We start from the raw sequence: 13,854 nt of genomic DNA, 5'->3' as shown, positions 1-13,854 counted from the left end.
ACCGGCCGGCGCGACGCGTTTTCCCGGCGGCGATCCGGGCAATCGCTGTGGCAACGGCCGACGCGGAAGGACATCCCATGGCACGCCCGAAGATCGTGGTCGTCGGCGCCGGCTTCGCCGGTTACCAGGCCGCGCGCAAGCTCTCTCAGCTCTCCGGGGGCAGCGCCGACATCGTGATCATCAACCCCACCGACTATTTCCTCTACCTCCCGCTGCTGCCCGAGGTGGCGGCGGGCATCCTGGAGCCGCGCCGGGTGTCCGTGTCGCTGGCCGGCACGCTGCCGAACGTGCGGGTGATCCTGGGTGAGGTCAACCATTTCGACCTGGACGCGCGCACGGTCAGCTACGAGGACCCGGAGGGCGGGACCGGCACCATCGGCTACCACCGGCTGGTCATCGCCGCGGGCAGCGTGAACCAGTTGCTGCCGGTGCCCGGCGTGACGGAGTACGCCCACGGCTTCCGCGGCATCTCCGAGGCGTTGTATCTGCGTGACCACATGACACGCCAGATCGAGATGGCGGACACCGCCGCGACCGACGGGGAGCGTGACGCGCGGTGCACCTTCGTGGTGGTCGGCGCGGGATACACCGGCACCGAGGTGGCCGCCCAGGGCGTGCTCTACACCGACGCGCTCACGCGGCACCGTGACCGTCTGCGCGGACGCCCCCGCTGGTTGCTGATCGACATCGCGGATCGGGTGCTGCCCCAGCTCGACGAGCGCCTCGGCAGCGCCGCGGACGAGGTGCTGCGCGAACGGGGCGTGGAGATCCGTACCGGAACCAGCGTGCAGGAGGCCACGCCGGACGGCGTGCATCTGAGCGACGGTGAGTTCGTGCCCACCAAGTCGCTGATCTGGTGTGTCGGCGTGCGGCCGGACCCGCTGGTGGAGAGCCTCGGGCTGAAGACCGAGAAGGGGCGGCTGGTGGTGGACGAGTTCCTCACCGTCCCCGGATACCCGGACGTGTACGCCTGCGGTGACGCGGCGGCGGTGCCCGACCTGACCCGGCCCGGGGAGATCACCGGCATGACCGCGCAGCACGCCACGCGGCAGGGGCAGACCGTTGCGCGCAACATCGCGGCCTCGTACGGACACGGCCGTCGCCGTCCGTACAAGCACAGCGACCTCGGCTTCGTGGTGGACCTCGGCGGATATGACTCGGCGGCGAATCCGCTGGGTGTGCAGATGTCCGGTTTCCCGGCGAAGGTTGCGACGCGTGGATACCACCTGTGGTCGATGCCCGGCAACCGCGTACGGGTCGCGGCGGACTGGTTGCTGAGCACGGTGCTGCCGCGGCAGGGTGTGCAGCTCGGCTTGGTGTCCGCGGCGGCGGTTCCGCTGGACAGCGCGAATCCGCAGGCCGCCCCGAACACTCCGATCGCCCAGAAGCGGCAGTGATCGGCGGGAGCCGGGTGCACCGACAAGCGGTTTGCCCGGTGGTAATACGGACTTAATGCATAATTCGGTCATGCTTTCTCGACGCCTGGCCGCCGTCGCGGCCCTCTCCGTACCGCTCCTCGTCGCGCCGCTCGCCATGCCCGGCGCGGCGGTCGCGCGGCGGTCCGGGGACAGTCGGGAGTTGGTCGCCCTGTACCGGTTCGACAGCGGACGCGTCGGCGGCACGGTGGCCGACGACTCCGGCCGCGGCCACGCCATGCGGGTGGCGGCCAGCAACGGGGGCGAGTGGCTCGCCGTCCCGCGTGCGGGCGGACGGGCCGCCCAGCTCCCGACCGCCTGCGCGGCGCGCCGGTCATGCCCGAGGATGGTGCTGCAGAGTGGTACGGCGGGCGACCTCAACCCCTGGCGACGGTCCTTGGCGTACGGCGCCACCGTGCGGCTGCCCGGCGACCAGACCAGCAAGGGGCAGAACATCCTGCAGAAGGGGTACTCGGCCACCAGCAGCCAGTACAAACTGCAGATCGACGGATACGCCGGCAAGCCCAGTTGCGTCCTGGTGGGTCGGCACGACACGCAGATCAGGATCGTCCGCAGCGCCGTACCGGTCGCCGACGGCGCCTGGCACGACGTCTCCTGCCGCCGGTCCCGATCGGTCTTCACCATCATCGTGGACGGCATGGTTCGCGGACGCGCCTGGGTACCCACGACGCTGTCGGTGGCCAACAGCCATCCGCTGAGCATCGGCGGCAAGGGCGGCTATTACGACAACGACCAGTTTCAGGGCGCGATCGACGACGTGTGGCTGATGATCGGCTGACCGCTCGCGGTCTCGCGGTCGGGGCGCGCTGGGCCTGTTCTGGCGGGTCAGGTCGCGCTGGGTGCCGGCAGCTTCCCCACCGCATAGTCGGTGATCTCATAGCAGGTCTCGTCGTCCACGGCGGCCGAATCCGGATCGATGCGGACCGAGGTCGGGTGGCCGTCCGCCGGGTCCCGCCGGACGATCACCTCGTCCGCGCCCTCGCGCATGGCCGCCTGAGCCTCGGTACGCATCTGCGCCAGCGTCGGCACCAGTTGCGCCAGTCGCAGCATGAGCGCCCGGCGGGCCGCATCGTCCAGCCCGATGGTGCGCACCACCAGCCCGTCCTTGACACCGACGCGGTAGGTGCCGATCAGGGCCCGCTCGCCGCAGGACGACTCCAGGGTGAACGAGTAGACCGTCGGTTCCTGCCACGATCCCGGTGCGGCGGCGGTGTGCGGGGTGCCGCCGGGCAGCGAGGCCGCGGGACCGGGCATCGAAGCGGCAGCATCGGGTGGTGAAGCGGCGGGCTCGGCAGCTCCGCCGGTGCCGGGCCCGGCGCAGCCGGCCGCGAAGGCTGCGGCGCATGCCAGGGTGCCCGACCAAGCTCGCAGCGCGTGTGCGGGAATGGCCGCGGGCGGCGGACCGGCACCCTCTGCTCGGGAAAGTCTGCTCACCGTTCGCCCCTGCCACCGTCGCACCACGCACCTCCACCGTCGCGTCCTGTCCACTCCGACGAAGAACCCCCCGCGCCGGTTCCGTGCCGCTCCGGCGTTGATCCCTGGTGCACGCCCGCGAGGTGACACGGGCGTGTCCTTGGCGACGCGGGCACACTCGTTGCGCTCGGCTGTGCGATTGTTTGCCCGTGGCCGTACGCACTCCGCCCGAACTCGCCCGGAGCTGGCGCGGCGAGTTGCGTGCGCTGCTGAGCTGGCAACGGATCGTCAATCGTCTCCGCGCCGTGCTGCGGAGCGCCACCGTCACCTTCGTGGTGCTCACCCTGACGCTGTGGCTGATGCCCGGCGTGGCCAGCGCCGACGTGGTGGACACGCTCGGCCTGGTCGGCCTGGTGGCGCTCGTGGGTGCCGTGCTTCGCCCGCTGCTGCTCGTCGGCATCACCGCGCTGGGCGGCTGGGGCGCGATGCTGCTCGGCGTCATCGCCCAGGTCGCGGTCATCGCGGTGGCGCTGGAACTGGACCCGGCCAACCGGATCAGCAATCTTCCGATGACCGTGGCCGCGGCGATTCTGGCCGTGGTCTTCGCGGCGATCCTCGACTGGATGGCGGACAGCGGCCGGGACGACACGTTCGTCCGGGAGGCGCGGCGACTCATGCGCGGCGTGCGGCGCCGACAGGCTCGGCGCGCCGGCGGGCGCTGGCTCACGCTGCGTCGTCCGCGGCCGGGCATGGAGCCCGGCATGCTGATGGTGCAGTTGGATGGGGTCGCCGAGCCGGTGCTGCGCTGGGCGGTGCGGGCGGGCAACCTGCCCACGCTCGGCCAGTGGCTGCGCTCCGGCAGTCACACGATGCGAGGCTGGCACACCGGACTGCCGTCCACCACGCCCGCGGCACAGGCGGGCATCCTGCATGCCGCGTCCCAGCAGATACCCGGTTTCCGCTGGTTTGAGAAGGACACCGGCAAGCTCATGGTCTCCAACCGCCCGCGGGACGCGGCGGTGATTCAGCAGCGCCTGACCGACAGACGGGGTCTGCTGTGCCGGGGCGGGGTGAGCATCGGCAACGCGTTCTCCGGCGACGCCGAGATCAATCTGCTCACGGTGAGCCACGCCGCGCTGCCCGGCCGCTCGGCACGCGGGTGGGCCACGTTCATGGCTTCGCCGTACGGCTTCACCCGCGCCCTGGTCCTCGGCGTCGGGGAGGTCTTCACCGAGTTGCACCAGGCCCGGCTGCAGCGCCGGCGCAACCTGGTGCCGCGGGTCAGCCGGTCGGGTGCCTTCCTGGCGCTGCGCCCGGCCTCGATGCTGCTGCGGGACGTGAACGTCTCGCTGATCGCCGAGCAGATGGCGCGGGGAGCGCCGGCGATCTACTGCGACCTGGTGGACTACGACGAGGTGGCGCACCACGCGGGCCCGGCACGACCGGAGTCGATGCGGCAGTTGGAGAGCCTGGACCGGATGCTCGGCGTGCTCGGCCGGCTGGCGCCGGAGGCGGCCCGCCGCTACCACCTGGTGATCCTCTCCGACCACGGGCAGAGTCAGGGTGCCACCTTCCGCCAGCGGCACGGGGAAACCCTGGACGATGTGGTCCGTCGGCTGACCGCTCCGGACGGCGCCGATGCGCCGCGCATCGCCGCCGAGGACGAGGCCGCGACGGAGCACGAGTTCCCGACGTCGCCGGTGGCACCGCTGCTGGTGGTGTCGTCGGGCAACCTGGCGTTGCTCTATCTGACGCGCAGCCGGACGCGTCAGGCCCGGGACGCGATCGAGCGCGAATACCCGGCGCTGATCCCCGGGCTGGCCGCCCACCCGGGCATCGGCCTGGTGGTCGTGGACAGCGCCGACGGCCCGGTCGCCTTCGGCACGGCCGGTACGCACCGGCTGCGTGACGGGCATGTGGAGGGCATCGACCCGCTCCTGCCGTACGGGCCGAACGCCCGCGCCGACCTGCTCCGCCACCAGGAGACCGCGCACGTCGGTGATCTGGTGGTGATCAGCGCGATCGACCCGGTGACCCAGGAGGTGTCGGCGTTCGAGGAACTGGTCGGCTCGCACGGCGGCCTCGGCGGCTGGCAGACCGACGCGGTGCTGGTGCACCCGACGGACTGGCCGTTGCTGACCGACGAGCTGAACGGCCCGGATGCCGTGCACCGGCAGTTGGTGGAGTGGCTGGCGATGCTGGGACTGCGAGACGACGCGGCGGAGGCCGCCGGTGCGGAACCACAGCCGCCGGACCCCCCGGAGATCGAACCGGCCGCCGTGGACGAGGCTGTGCCCACCGGCGACGTCCCGGCCGGTGACGGTCCGTCGGTCCTCGACCTGGCGACGCGGCGGCGGGCGCCATGACGGGCCGTACGCCGAAGTATCGAACGATCGCCGAGGACCTGACCCGGCGGATCGGTTCCGGGGAGCTGGCGCCGGGCTCGACCCTGCCGCCGCAGAAGCAGTTGAGCTCGGCGTACGGCGTCACCCTCGCCACCCTGCGCCAAGCGCTCCAGCAACTGGAGGACGACGGCCTGATCTCGCAGGAGCCGGGCCGCGGCACCTTCGTCACCGGGCCACGGCTGGCCTACCGCCTGGACACGCTGCGCGGGCTGGCCGAGGACCTGCGGGCGCAGGGCCGTACGGTGACCACCCGCGTCCTCGACCGGCGGCGAAGTCGTCCGCCGGCCTGGGTCGCCGCGGTGCTCGGGACGGCGCAGACCCACCCGGTGCTCCGGCTGTGTCGGCTGCGTCTGCTCTCCGGGCGGCCCGCCGTGCACCAGGTGTCCTGGGTGCCGGACCCGTTCGCGAGCGAGTTGGCGGACGTGGACCTCGGCGGCCCTTCGCTGTACGCGATCCTCGCCGAGCGGGGGGTGGTGGTGCACCGCGCGTCCGAGTCCGTGCGGCCGGGGCTGCTCGACGAGGACATCGCCGCGATGCTGGGCCAGCCGGTCGGCACGCCGGTGTTCGTGTCCGACCGGATCACGTACGGCCTGGACGGCCGCCCGGTGCTGGTCGACCGGGCCACCATCCCGGGCAGCGTGATGGAGATCCGGGCGGAGCGCGCCGCGACCGGCGTGTCCCTGCAATGGAGCCACACGCCGGGCGCGTGACACCGGACGGTCACCGGCTGCGGCGGCGCTCCAGCCACCGGGTGACATCCCAGTAGCGGCTCGGGGTGAGCCGGGCGAGCATGTCCGCCGCCTTCGCCGGCCGCGTGATGACCAGGCGCGGTTTGCGCGTCTGGATCGCGGCGACGATCTGCCGGGCCGCCTCGGCGGGCGGCATGGTCAGCGAGGCCGCGGCGAACTCGCGAGCCTGCCGCGCCTGCGTGCCGTCCGGGTCCGGGCCACTGATCCGGGCGTTGGCGGCGATGTTGGTGGCGATCCCGCCCGGGTGCACGACGGTCACCCCGACGCCACGGGCGGCCAGTTCGTGGCGCAACGCCTCGGTGAAGCCCCGGACGCCGAACTTGCTTGTCGCGTACGCCACCTGAGCGGCCGGCGCGATCAGCCCGAACACGCTTGACACGTTCACCACGTGCGCGCCGGGACGGTCCAGCAGTTGCGGCAGGAACGCCTTCGTCATGCGCACCACGGCCCGCAGGTTGATCTCCATCAGCCAGTCGAAGTCGTCCATGCTCACCTGCTCGAAGGAGCCGGACAGCGCCACGCCCGCGTTGTTCACCAGCAGGTCGGCGCCGCCGTGGCGGGACGCGACGTCGGCCGCGAGGTCGAGCCGGTCACCGCCGTCGGCCAGGTCCACCGGGTACGTGTGGACGGCGGTCGCGCCGAGCTCGGCCGCCGAGGAGGCCACCCTGGCGAGTCCCTCGGCGTCCTTGTCCACCAGTGCCAGCACCGCCTTGCGCCGGGCCAAGTCGAGGGCCAGCGCGGCGCCGATGCCACTGGCCGCGCCGGTCACCACGCAGGTGCGGCCGGCGAAGGCGAAGCGGCGCATCAGGCGTCTCCGCCCGTGCGGGCGAAGGTCATCGCGCCGTCGTCGATCCGGCCCACCCGCATCCGGGGCAGGTCGGTGAGGTAGTTGTTCCGGTGCCGCCACGGCCACCGGGCACCTTGCCGGGGCATCTGCGCGGCGGCCCGTCGCACGTACCCGGAGGTCAGGTCGAGGAGCGGGACGTCCGAGCCGGAGTCGGCCGGGTCCCGGCGCGGGGTCACCATGTCGATGTGGTGGCGCGTCATGTAGTTCAGCAGCCGGCAGACGTACCGCGAGGCGAGGTCGGCGCGCAGCGTCCAGGAGGAGTTGGTGTAGCCCAGGCACCAGGCGAGGTTCGGCAGGCCGTCGAACATCATGCCCTTGTAGACCTGCAGCGACTCCGGACGGACCACGCGGCCGTCCACGGTCAGCGTCATCTCGCCGAACGCCACCATGGTCAGGCCGGTTGCGGTCACCACGATGTCCGCCTCGACCTCCGTGCCGTCGTGCATCCGCAGGCCCTTCTCGGTGAACCGGTCGATCGTGCCGGTGACCACGGAGACGTCACCGGCGCGCATGGCCTGGAAGAGGTCGCCGTTCGGCACCACGCACAGGCGCTGGTCCCACGGGCGATAGCGGGGCAGGAAGTGGGGCTCCACCGGCACGTCCGGCGGAAGTTGCCGGGCCACGCCCTCGCGCAGCCGCGTCGCGACGCGTTCCGGCCAGCGCCGGGACGCCTGATACATGGCGGTGCTCAGCAGCACGTTGCGGGCGCGCACGAAACGCGACCGGACCGGGCCGAGCTGCTCCCGCTCATGCGCATGGTTCGGCAGGCTGATCAGGTACGACGGGGAACGCTGCACCATCGTCACGTGCGCGGCGTCGCCCGCCAGCGCCGGGACCAGCGTGACGGCGGTGGTGCCGCTGCCGATCACCGCCACCCGGGCTCCGGTGTGGTCCAGGTCGTCCGGCCACTGCTGCGGGTGCACCACGGTGCCGGCGAACCGGGCCCGGTCCACGAAATCGGCCTCGTACCCGGCGGAGTACCGGTAGTAGCCGGTGCAGAGGTAGAGGAATGTGCAGCGGTACTCGTCACCCGTGGCGGTGCGCACGGTCCACCGGCCGGTGGCGGAGGACCAGCTCGCGGATTCGGCTCGCCGGCCGAAACGGATCCGCCGATCGATGCCGTACGCGGCGGCGGTGGCCCGGATGTACGCGCGGATCGTGTCGCCCGCGCCGATCGCGTACGGCCGGCGCCACGGCCGGAACGGGTAACTGAGCGTGAACATGTCGGAATCGGAACGTACGCCCGGATAGCGGAACAGGTCCCAGGTTCCGCCGATGGCGTTCCGCGCCTCCAGGATCGCGTAGCTGAGCCGCGGACATGTGGTCTGCAGCCGGTAGGCCGCGCCGATCCCGGACAGGCCAGCCCCGATCACGAGGACGTCCACATGTTCGCTCATGGATCGATTATCCGGTCGCTTCGCTCATCCGGCCGGGCGACGACGGCGGCGCACTCGCCGGAGCGCGCCGCCGTCGGTCGGCCTCAGCCCGCCGGGGTGGGGCGATTCTGCGGCTCACTGTTGCCGGCGTCCGCCGCGGTCTTGCGTGCGGCGGTGCTGGTGGCGGTGGAGGTGGCCTGGTTCGGCCGCTCGGGTTCCGGATCGGCGGCCGAGCCGGACTCGCGCTCCTTCTCCCGGCGGACCATCTCGGCCAGCACCATCTTGTCGTACCGCTGCTCGGCGCTCTTGGCCTTGGCCCGCGCCTTCTCCGCCTTGCTGGCGGCCTTCTTGCGCCGCTTGGAGAGGTTTTCGCGTTCCCGTTCGCCTGCCTTCAACGCCGCCTTGAGGCGGTCGGCCTCGGCGAGGGCGTTGCGCAGCGCCTGCTTCTGCTCCTTGGTCTGCGACGCGTTCATCCGCAGCCGAGAATCCAGATCGGCGACGCTCTCGCGGGCCTTCTCGGCGGCCTGGCCGGTGGAGGCGGCCTTCTCGCGTCGGTTGGTCATCGGGTCCTTGGCGGGTGCGGTCACGGATCATCACTCCTTCCTCAGTAGCCGTGCCCGGCGATGCTTTCTCCCCGACATTTCCTACCCGAACGGCGGATCGGCAATCGTCAGGGCGCCGACTCTTCGACCGGCATCGCCGGCTCCGCGCCGTCGCGGTCGCTGTCGGCGCGGGCGCGCCGGCGGCGCAGATGCCGCACATGCAGCACCGCGTACGTGCCCACAGCCAGCACGCCCAGCGTCAGCGCCCACCACGTGTATTTGTGCGCGTGCTCGATGATGTCGACCAGATGGGTGCCCAACAGGTATGACACGGTGGTCCACCAACCCACCCACAGCGCCGCGCCGATGGCGTTGTAGAGCAGGAATGTGCGCCAGGGCATCGCCGTGATGCCGGCGATGACGCCGTTGAGCTGCCGCAGTCCGTCGATGAAACGGGCGACGACGACGATGCGGCTGCCGCGCCGGGCGAAGAACTTCTCCGCCCGGTCCAGTCGTGCGGGAGTGATCAGGACGTACCGGCCCCAGCGATGCACGAGCTTGCGGCCGCCGCGCACCCCGATCCAGTAACCGACGTTGTCGCCCAGCACGGCCGCCACGAACGCGATCACACCGACCGCCACCACGTTCAGGCGGCCCGCGCCGGCATAGATCGCCGCGGCGACCATGATCGTCTGACCCGGCGCGGGCACCCCGAAGCTTTCGACGCCGATGACGCCCGCGACGGCGAAGTAACCCCAGCGGTCCAGGATCGGGGCGACTCCGTGCAGGAATCCGGGGAGGTCGGCGGGCGGTGGCATCGCCTACACGTTAGCCGCCCGGGGGTGATCCAAACCCCCGGAGCGGTCAGTTCTGTGGCGGAACATCGGCCGGGCGGCTGCCCCACTTGGTGTTCGGGACCGGTCCCAGGGTGTACGCCAGGTGCGCGCCGTCGCGCACCGCCGTGGCCGGCAACCAGGCACGGGAGGTGGCCGTCCCATCGACCGTGAGCTTGCGGACGTAGGTGCCGTCGGCGCCGGCCGCGGGGGCGTCAATCGTCAGATCCTTTCCACCCGCCAGGTGGACCACCGACCGGGGGAACAACGGGCTGGTCAGCACCAGTTCGGCGCGCGTCGGCACGGTCGGGTAGAGGCCGAGCGCGGAGAACACATACCACGCGCTCATCGTGCCGGCGTCGTCGTTGCCCGGGATGCCGCCGGTCTCGTTGTGCCACAGCCCGTCCAGCACCGCGCGTACCGTCTCCTGGGTCTTGTACGCCGCGCCGAAGTAGTTGTACAGATACGGCGTCTGGATGTCCGGCTCGTTGGTGGCGTCGTACCGGGTGCTCTTGTCCGCGCTGAGGTCGAACGTCCCGTCCGGGTTCCGGAAGAACGCGTCCAGCCGCTCCACCGCTATGTCCTTGCCGCCCATCGCGTCGGCCAGCCCGACCACGTCGGAGTAGACCATCCACGTGTATCGGGCGCTGCTGCCCTCGACGAAGCCCGCGCCGGTGGACGGGCTGAAGCCCTCCGCCCAGTGCCCGTCGGAGTAGCGGTCGCGCATCCAGCCGCGGAACTCGCCGTCCGCGGGCACCGGGGTGGTCACCGCCGGGTCCGCCAGTTCGAGCTCGGCGAGCTGCACGATGTCCGCGCCGCCGTTGCGGCTCACGGTCAGCCGGTAGTAGCGGTACGCCTGCGGGTCGGCGACCGCGTACTCGTGGGTCTCACCACGGGTGGCGAAGCTCTGCCCGGTCTGCGCGTCGACGGTCGACCAGGTGGAGCCGTCGTCGGAGCCCTCCAGCGTCCAGTCCACCGGGTCCCGTTCCGGCACGTCGTTGGCCGAGGTCAGGGCATAGCGGTTGACCGTACGCGGCGCGTCCAGCTCGGCCTGGACCCAACCGGTCGTGTCGAAGGTGAGCCACTTGGTGCCCTTGTCACCGTCGAACGCCTGGGCCTTACCCTCGCCGCTCGATGCGTTCTCGCCGCTGGCGGTGATCTCGGTGATGTGCTCCCGGATGTTGTGCGCCAGCCCGGCATCGGCCTGGGCGTCCGGGTCGTAGACGTTGCGCCAATGGTGCGAGCGGTCCAGGAACTGCGCATACCGCGCGTCGTCGCCGAGCGCCTTCGCCAGTTCGGCCAGGCCGTAGTCGGCCGCGGCGTCCTCCAGCGTCTCCGCCGCGCCGCCCCAGCAGTGGCAGTCGTCCGCCGGTACCCAGCCCAGCTCCATGTACTTGTCCAGGGCCGGGCGCTGCCCCACGCACTCGACGTTGCATCCCGCGTCGCTGGAGTCGTTGGCCGTGGGCACGGTGGCCGCGTGCACCAGCGAGTCGAAGGCGCCCCGTACGTCGAAGTCGCGCGCGCCGAACGCGTACATGCCGGCGACGGCTGCGGCCGACGGGTCGCCGGACATCACGCTGGTCTTTCCGTGCTGCAGCAGCCACCGGTCCCACTCGCCGCCGCGCTGACCCGCGTAGTTGAACAGCGACTGCGCGAAGTCGGATGCCATCGACGGGTCCAACAGTGCGAGCAACTGCACCTGCGCGCGGTAGACGTCCCATCCGGAGAAGGTGCCGTACTGCGCGTCCTGTCCACTCTCCAGCGCATGCGCGGCGCCGTCCGCGCCCGTGTAGCGTCCGTCGACGTCGCTGGTCAGGGTGGGTTCTAGCTGGGCGTGGTAGAGCGCGGTGTAGAAGACCGTCTTCTGCTCCTCGGTGCCGCCGCCGACGCCGATCCGCTTCAACCGGCCGGACCATGCGGCGCGGGCGTTCGCCGCGATCGAGGCGAAGCCGTAGGGCAGGTTCTCCTGCGTCAGGTTGCGCTCGGCACCGGCCAGATCCACGTACGAGACGGCGACACGCACGCCGACGCTGGTGGTGCCGGCGGGGAAGGTGACGTAGCCGCCCGATCCGCGGCCCGCGTTCGGCCGCCCGCTGGAGCTGTAGCCGCTGCCGCCGGTGGCGTCCCGGGTGTCCGGGCGCAGCGTGCCGTCCTGCCACGTTCCGGTGGTCGTGAACGGCTGGTCCAGGCGGGCCGTGAAGTGCAGCGTGTAGAGCGCCTTGCGGTTGTTCGACGACTGCGGGCCGCAGAAATTGCCCGCGGTGACCGAACCGGTGATCGTCTGCGTGTCCGGGTCGAGGTGCACCGTCGCGTCGGTGCTGCCGGTCTCCGACATCGAGGTGCGGAAGAGCAGGCTGGCCGGCTTGTCGGCAGGGAAGGTGAACCGCCCGAAACCGGTGCGCGGGGTCGCGGTCAATTCGGCGCCGGTGCCGCCCGCCATGCCCACCCGGTAGTAGCCGGGGCGGGCCTCCTCGTCGTCGTGCGAGAAGTCCGCCGCGAACGTCGCGTCCGTGGTGTCCGCGGTCGGGGAGGAGGTCACCTCACCCGCGTACGGCATGATCGGGATGTCGCCGTTAGCACCCGAGCAACCCACGCCGCTGAGGTGGGTCAGGCTGAAGCCGCGAGTCCGGGTCGCGGTGTACTGATAGCCGCCGGGCGCAGGGGTGGACACCTGACTGCCGCGGGTGGTTTGCGGGCTCCACGCCAGCATGCCGAACGGCGTCACCGCACCCGGGTAGGTGTTGCCCAAGTTCGTGGTGCCGATGAACGGATTCACGTATGACGCCGGGTCGGCGACCAGTGGCGGCAGCGGAGCGGCGTGGGCAGCCGGTGCGGCCGCGGTCACCGCTGCCGCCGTCGCCGTCACCGCCACCACGGACAGGGTCCGGAACCCGAGCATGCGTCCCCCTCATGACATCGATGTCAGACCGGCATCAGGAGATCAGCATCTATTTACTCAGTTAAATGTGTCAAGCGGTTGGCTGGTCCTTGGTGAGATGGAGCAGCCAGTTCGGCCCGCCCGTGTGGATCAGTGCGTACCGTCGCGCCGGCCCCGCACCGTGCAGCGTGAACACGAGCCGGTGATCATTGCGGTCGTTCTGCTCCCACCACCCGGTGTCCGCGATCGACTTCTCGTCATCGTGGTAGCTCAAATGCTCCATCGCGTGATCCGTCACCGCCACCGCGAGCCGGTTGGCGTCCGGCTCGGTGGGTAACCCGCGAGGCACGGCCCAGCTCTTCAACACGCCGTCCTCCTCCAGCCGCAGATCGTAATGCGGCCGCGGCTTCTGGTGATCGTGCAGCACGAAGGCTGGCTGACGCGCCGTCACGGTTCGCTATCCTTCCGTAGTATCCCCAGGTCGGTCCCTTGTGTCCGGTCATCCAGGCCAGACATCAAGCACTAGCCTGCCAAAAGGGTGGGACACCTCGCAGCGCCACCGGGGCATTCGTGATCATGAGCGTCCCGGCGCGGGGCCGACGACTCCTCCCCGCGCGGGGCCGACGGCGTCTCCCGTACCGGACCGGTGGCACCTCCCGTGCCGGGTCGGCCGTCGGCGATGGTCGCGCTCCCACGGGCGTCGGTTGGCAAGGATTGGCGAGCTCAGGGATCGGGTAGAACCCGAATCGCGATCGGAGACTCCGACGCTGAATGGAGCCCCTCATGCTTGTCGTCGGCCTGATTCTGTTGCTGTTGGGCATCTTCCTGCACGTGTCGATCCTCTACACCATCGGCATCATCTTGCTGATCGTCGGCGCCGTGTTCTGGATCCTCGGTGCGGTCGGCCGTCCCATCGGTGGTCGAAAGTATTGGTACTGACGCCCACGTACGACGCACGAACGGCCGAGCGGAGACTCTCCGCTCGGCCGTTCGCATTCGTCGATGCCCGTCGCGACCCCTCACGGCCGTCGATCTTGGAGATTCGGTGCCCGACTCGACATCCCATGCCCGACTTGTCGGACCATGAAAGTCCAAGATCAGTCGGGGGATCGGTGGCGCGGCAAGATCGACGGGTGGTCTGGCCAGGTATTGGGCGCATGCGGGTGCCGACCGACGCACGCCAGGGGTGCCGGCTCCCGCAACGAGAGCCGGCACCCCTGGCGAGCTGCCCTATTACCGCACCCCGATCACCGGGCGGCGGTGATCACCGAACGCCGGTGATCACAGGGCGTCGGTGTTCAACTGGCTCCGCAGCTTGCCCAGCGCCTTGGTCAGCAACCGCGACACATGCATCTGCGAAATCCCCACCTGCTCG

13 protein-coding genes are annotated in these 13,854 nt (G+C 70.9%); 5 read left to right on the top strand and 8 right to left on the bottom strand.

Annotated elements, in window-relative coordinates:
* The first annotated feature begins 77 nt into the window (after positions 1-77).
* Both IEY73_RS17470 and IEY73_RS17465 read left to right on the top strand, forming a co-directional pair.
* Positions 78-1,397: an NAD(P)/FAD-dependent oxidoreductase gene (locus tag IEY73_RS17470; RefSeq protein ID WP_189080292.1), complete on the top strand. Its 1,320-nt coding sequence runs from the start codon at positions 78-80 to the stop codon at positions 1,395-1,397.
* Between the two features lie 70 nt (positions 1,398-1,467).
* The gene (locus tag IEY73_RS17465; RefSeq protein WP_189080291.1) at positions 1,468-2,214 is read left to right on the top strand and encodes a LamG-like jellyroll fold domain-containing protein; all 747 of its coding nucleotides are present in this window, start codon (positions 1,468-1,470) and stop codon (positions 2,212-2,214) included.
* A gap of 47 nt (positions 2,215-2,261) precedes the next feature.
* On the opposite strand, the gene IEY73_RS17460 is transcribed toward IEY73_RS17465, so the two are convergent.
* Positions 2,262-2,690: a DUF6174 domain-containing protein gene (locus tag IEY73_RS17460; protein ID WP_189080290.1), complete on the bottom strand. Its 429-nt coding sequence runs from the start codon at positions 2,688-2,690 to the stop codon at positions 2,262-2,264.
* A 368-nt stretch (positions 2,691-3,058) separates the two neighbouring features.
* Between IEY73_RS17460 and IEY73_RS17455 the strand changes: the two genes are divergently transcribed.
* Positions 3,059-5,215 carry an alkaline phosphatase family protein gene (locus tag IEY73_RS17455; RefSeq protein WP_189080289.1) on the top strand — a complete coding sequence of 719 codons (2,157 nt, stop codon included), beginning with the start codon at positions 3,059-3,061 and terminating at the stop codon, positions 5,213-5,215.
* A complete protein-coding gene (locus tag IEY73_RS17450) occupies positions 5,212-5,964 on the top strand; it encodes a GntR family transcriptional regulator (RefSeq protein ID WP_189080288.1) in 753 nt (250 codons plus the stop codon). Before IEY73_RS17455 ends, IEY73_RS17450 begins: the two co-directional genes overlap by 4 nt.
* Before the next feature lie 10 nt (positions 5,965-5,974).
* Here IEY73_RS17450 and IEY73_RS17445 read toward each other — a convergent pair whose 3' ends face one another.
* From IEY73_RS17445 to IEY73_RS17420, 6 genes are all read right to left on the bottom strand, one after another.
* The gene (locus IEY73_RS17445) at positions 5,975-6,808 is read right to left on the bottom strand and encodes an SDR family NAD(P)-dependent oxidoreductase (protein ID WP_189080287.1); all 834 of its coding nucleotides are present in this window, start codon (positions 6,806-6,808) and stop codon (positions 5,975-5,977) included.
* A complete protein-coding gene (locus tag IEY73_RS17440) occupies positions 6,808-8,247 on the bottom strand; it encodes a flavin-containing monooxygenase (protein WP_189080286.1) in 1,440 nt (479 codons plus the stop codon). Before IEY73_RS17440 ends, IEY73_RS17445 begins: the two co-directional genes overlap by 1 nt.
* A gap of 83 nt (positions 8,248-8,330) precedes the next feature.
* Positions 8,331-8,813: a hypothetical protein gene (locus IEY73_RS17435; RefSeq protein ID WP_189080285.1), complete on the bottom strand. Its 483-nt coding sequence runs from the start codon at positions 8,811-8,813 to the stop codon at positions 8,331-8,333.
* Positions 8,814-8,896: 83 nt separating this feature from the next.
* On the bottom strand, positions 8,897-9,586 hold the full coding sequence (locus IEY73_RS17430) for a DedA family protein (protein WP_189080284.1): 690 nt from the start codon (positions 9,584-9,586) through the stop codon (positions 8,897-8,899).
* A 46-nt stretch (positions 9,587-9,632) separates the two neighbouring features.
* Positions 9,633-12,500 carry a GH92 family glycosyl hydrolase gene (locus IEY73_RS17425; protein WP_189080283.1) on the bottom strand — a complete coding sequence of 956 codons (2,868 nt, stop codon included), beginning with the start codon at positions 12,498-12,500 and terminating at the stop codon, positions 9,633-9,635.
* A gap of 70 nt (positions 12,501-12,570) precedes the next feature.
* Entirely contained in the window at positions 12,571-12,930 is a 360-nt protein-coding gene (locus IEY73_RS17420; protein ID WP_189080282.1) for a DNA polymerase ligase N-terminal domain-containing protein, read from the bottom strand.
* 332 nt (positions 12,931-13,262) lie between these two features.
* On the opposite strand from IEY73_RS17420, the gene IEY73_RS17415 reads away from it, so the two are divergent.
* Positions 13,263-13,418, top strand: coding sequence for a hypothetical protein (locus IEY73_RS17415; protein ID WP_189080281.1), 156 nt, complete (start codon positions 13,263-13,265; stop codon positions 13,416-13,418).
* A gap of 342 nt (positions 13,419-13,760) precedes the next feature.
* Here the strand turns inward: IEY73_RS17415 and IEY73_RS17410 are convergent.
* Positions 13,761-13,854, bottom strand: a 94-nt coding sequence (locus IEY73_RS17410; protein ID WP_268240462.1) for a sigma factor-like helix-turn-helix DNA-binding protein, incomplete at its 5' end; no start/stop codon positions are given.

Source organism: Mangrovihabitans endophyticus (assembly GCF_014646155.1).
Taxonomy (GTDB): Bacteria; Actinomycetota; Actinomycetes; order Mycobacteriales; family Micromonosporaceae; genus Actinoplanes; species Actinoplanes endophyticus.
The sequence above is the reverse complement of the archived record's forward strand: the minus strand, read 5'-3'. Positions and strand labels throughout refer to the sequence as shown.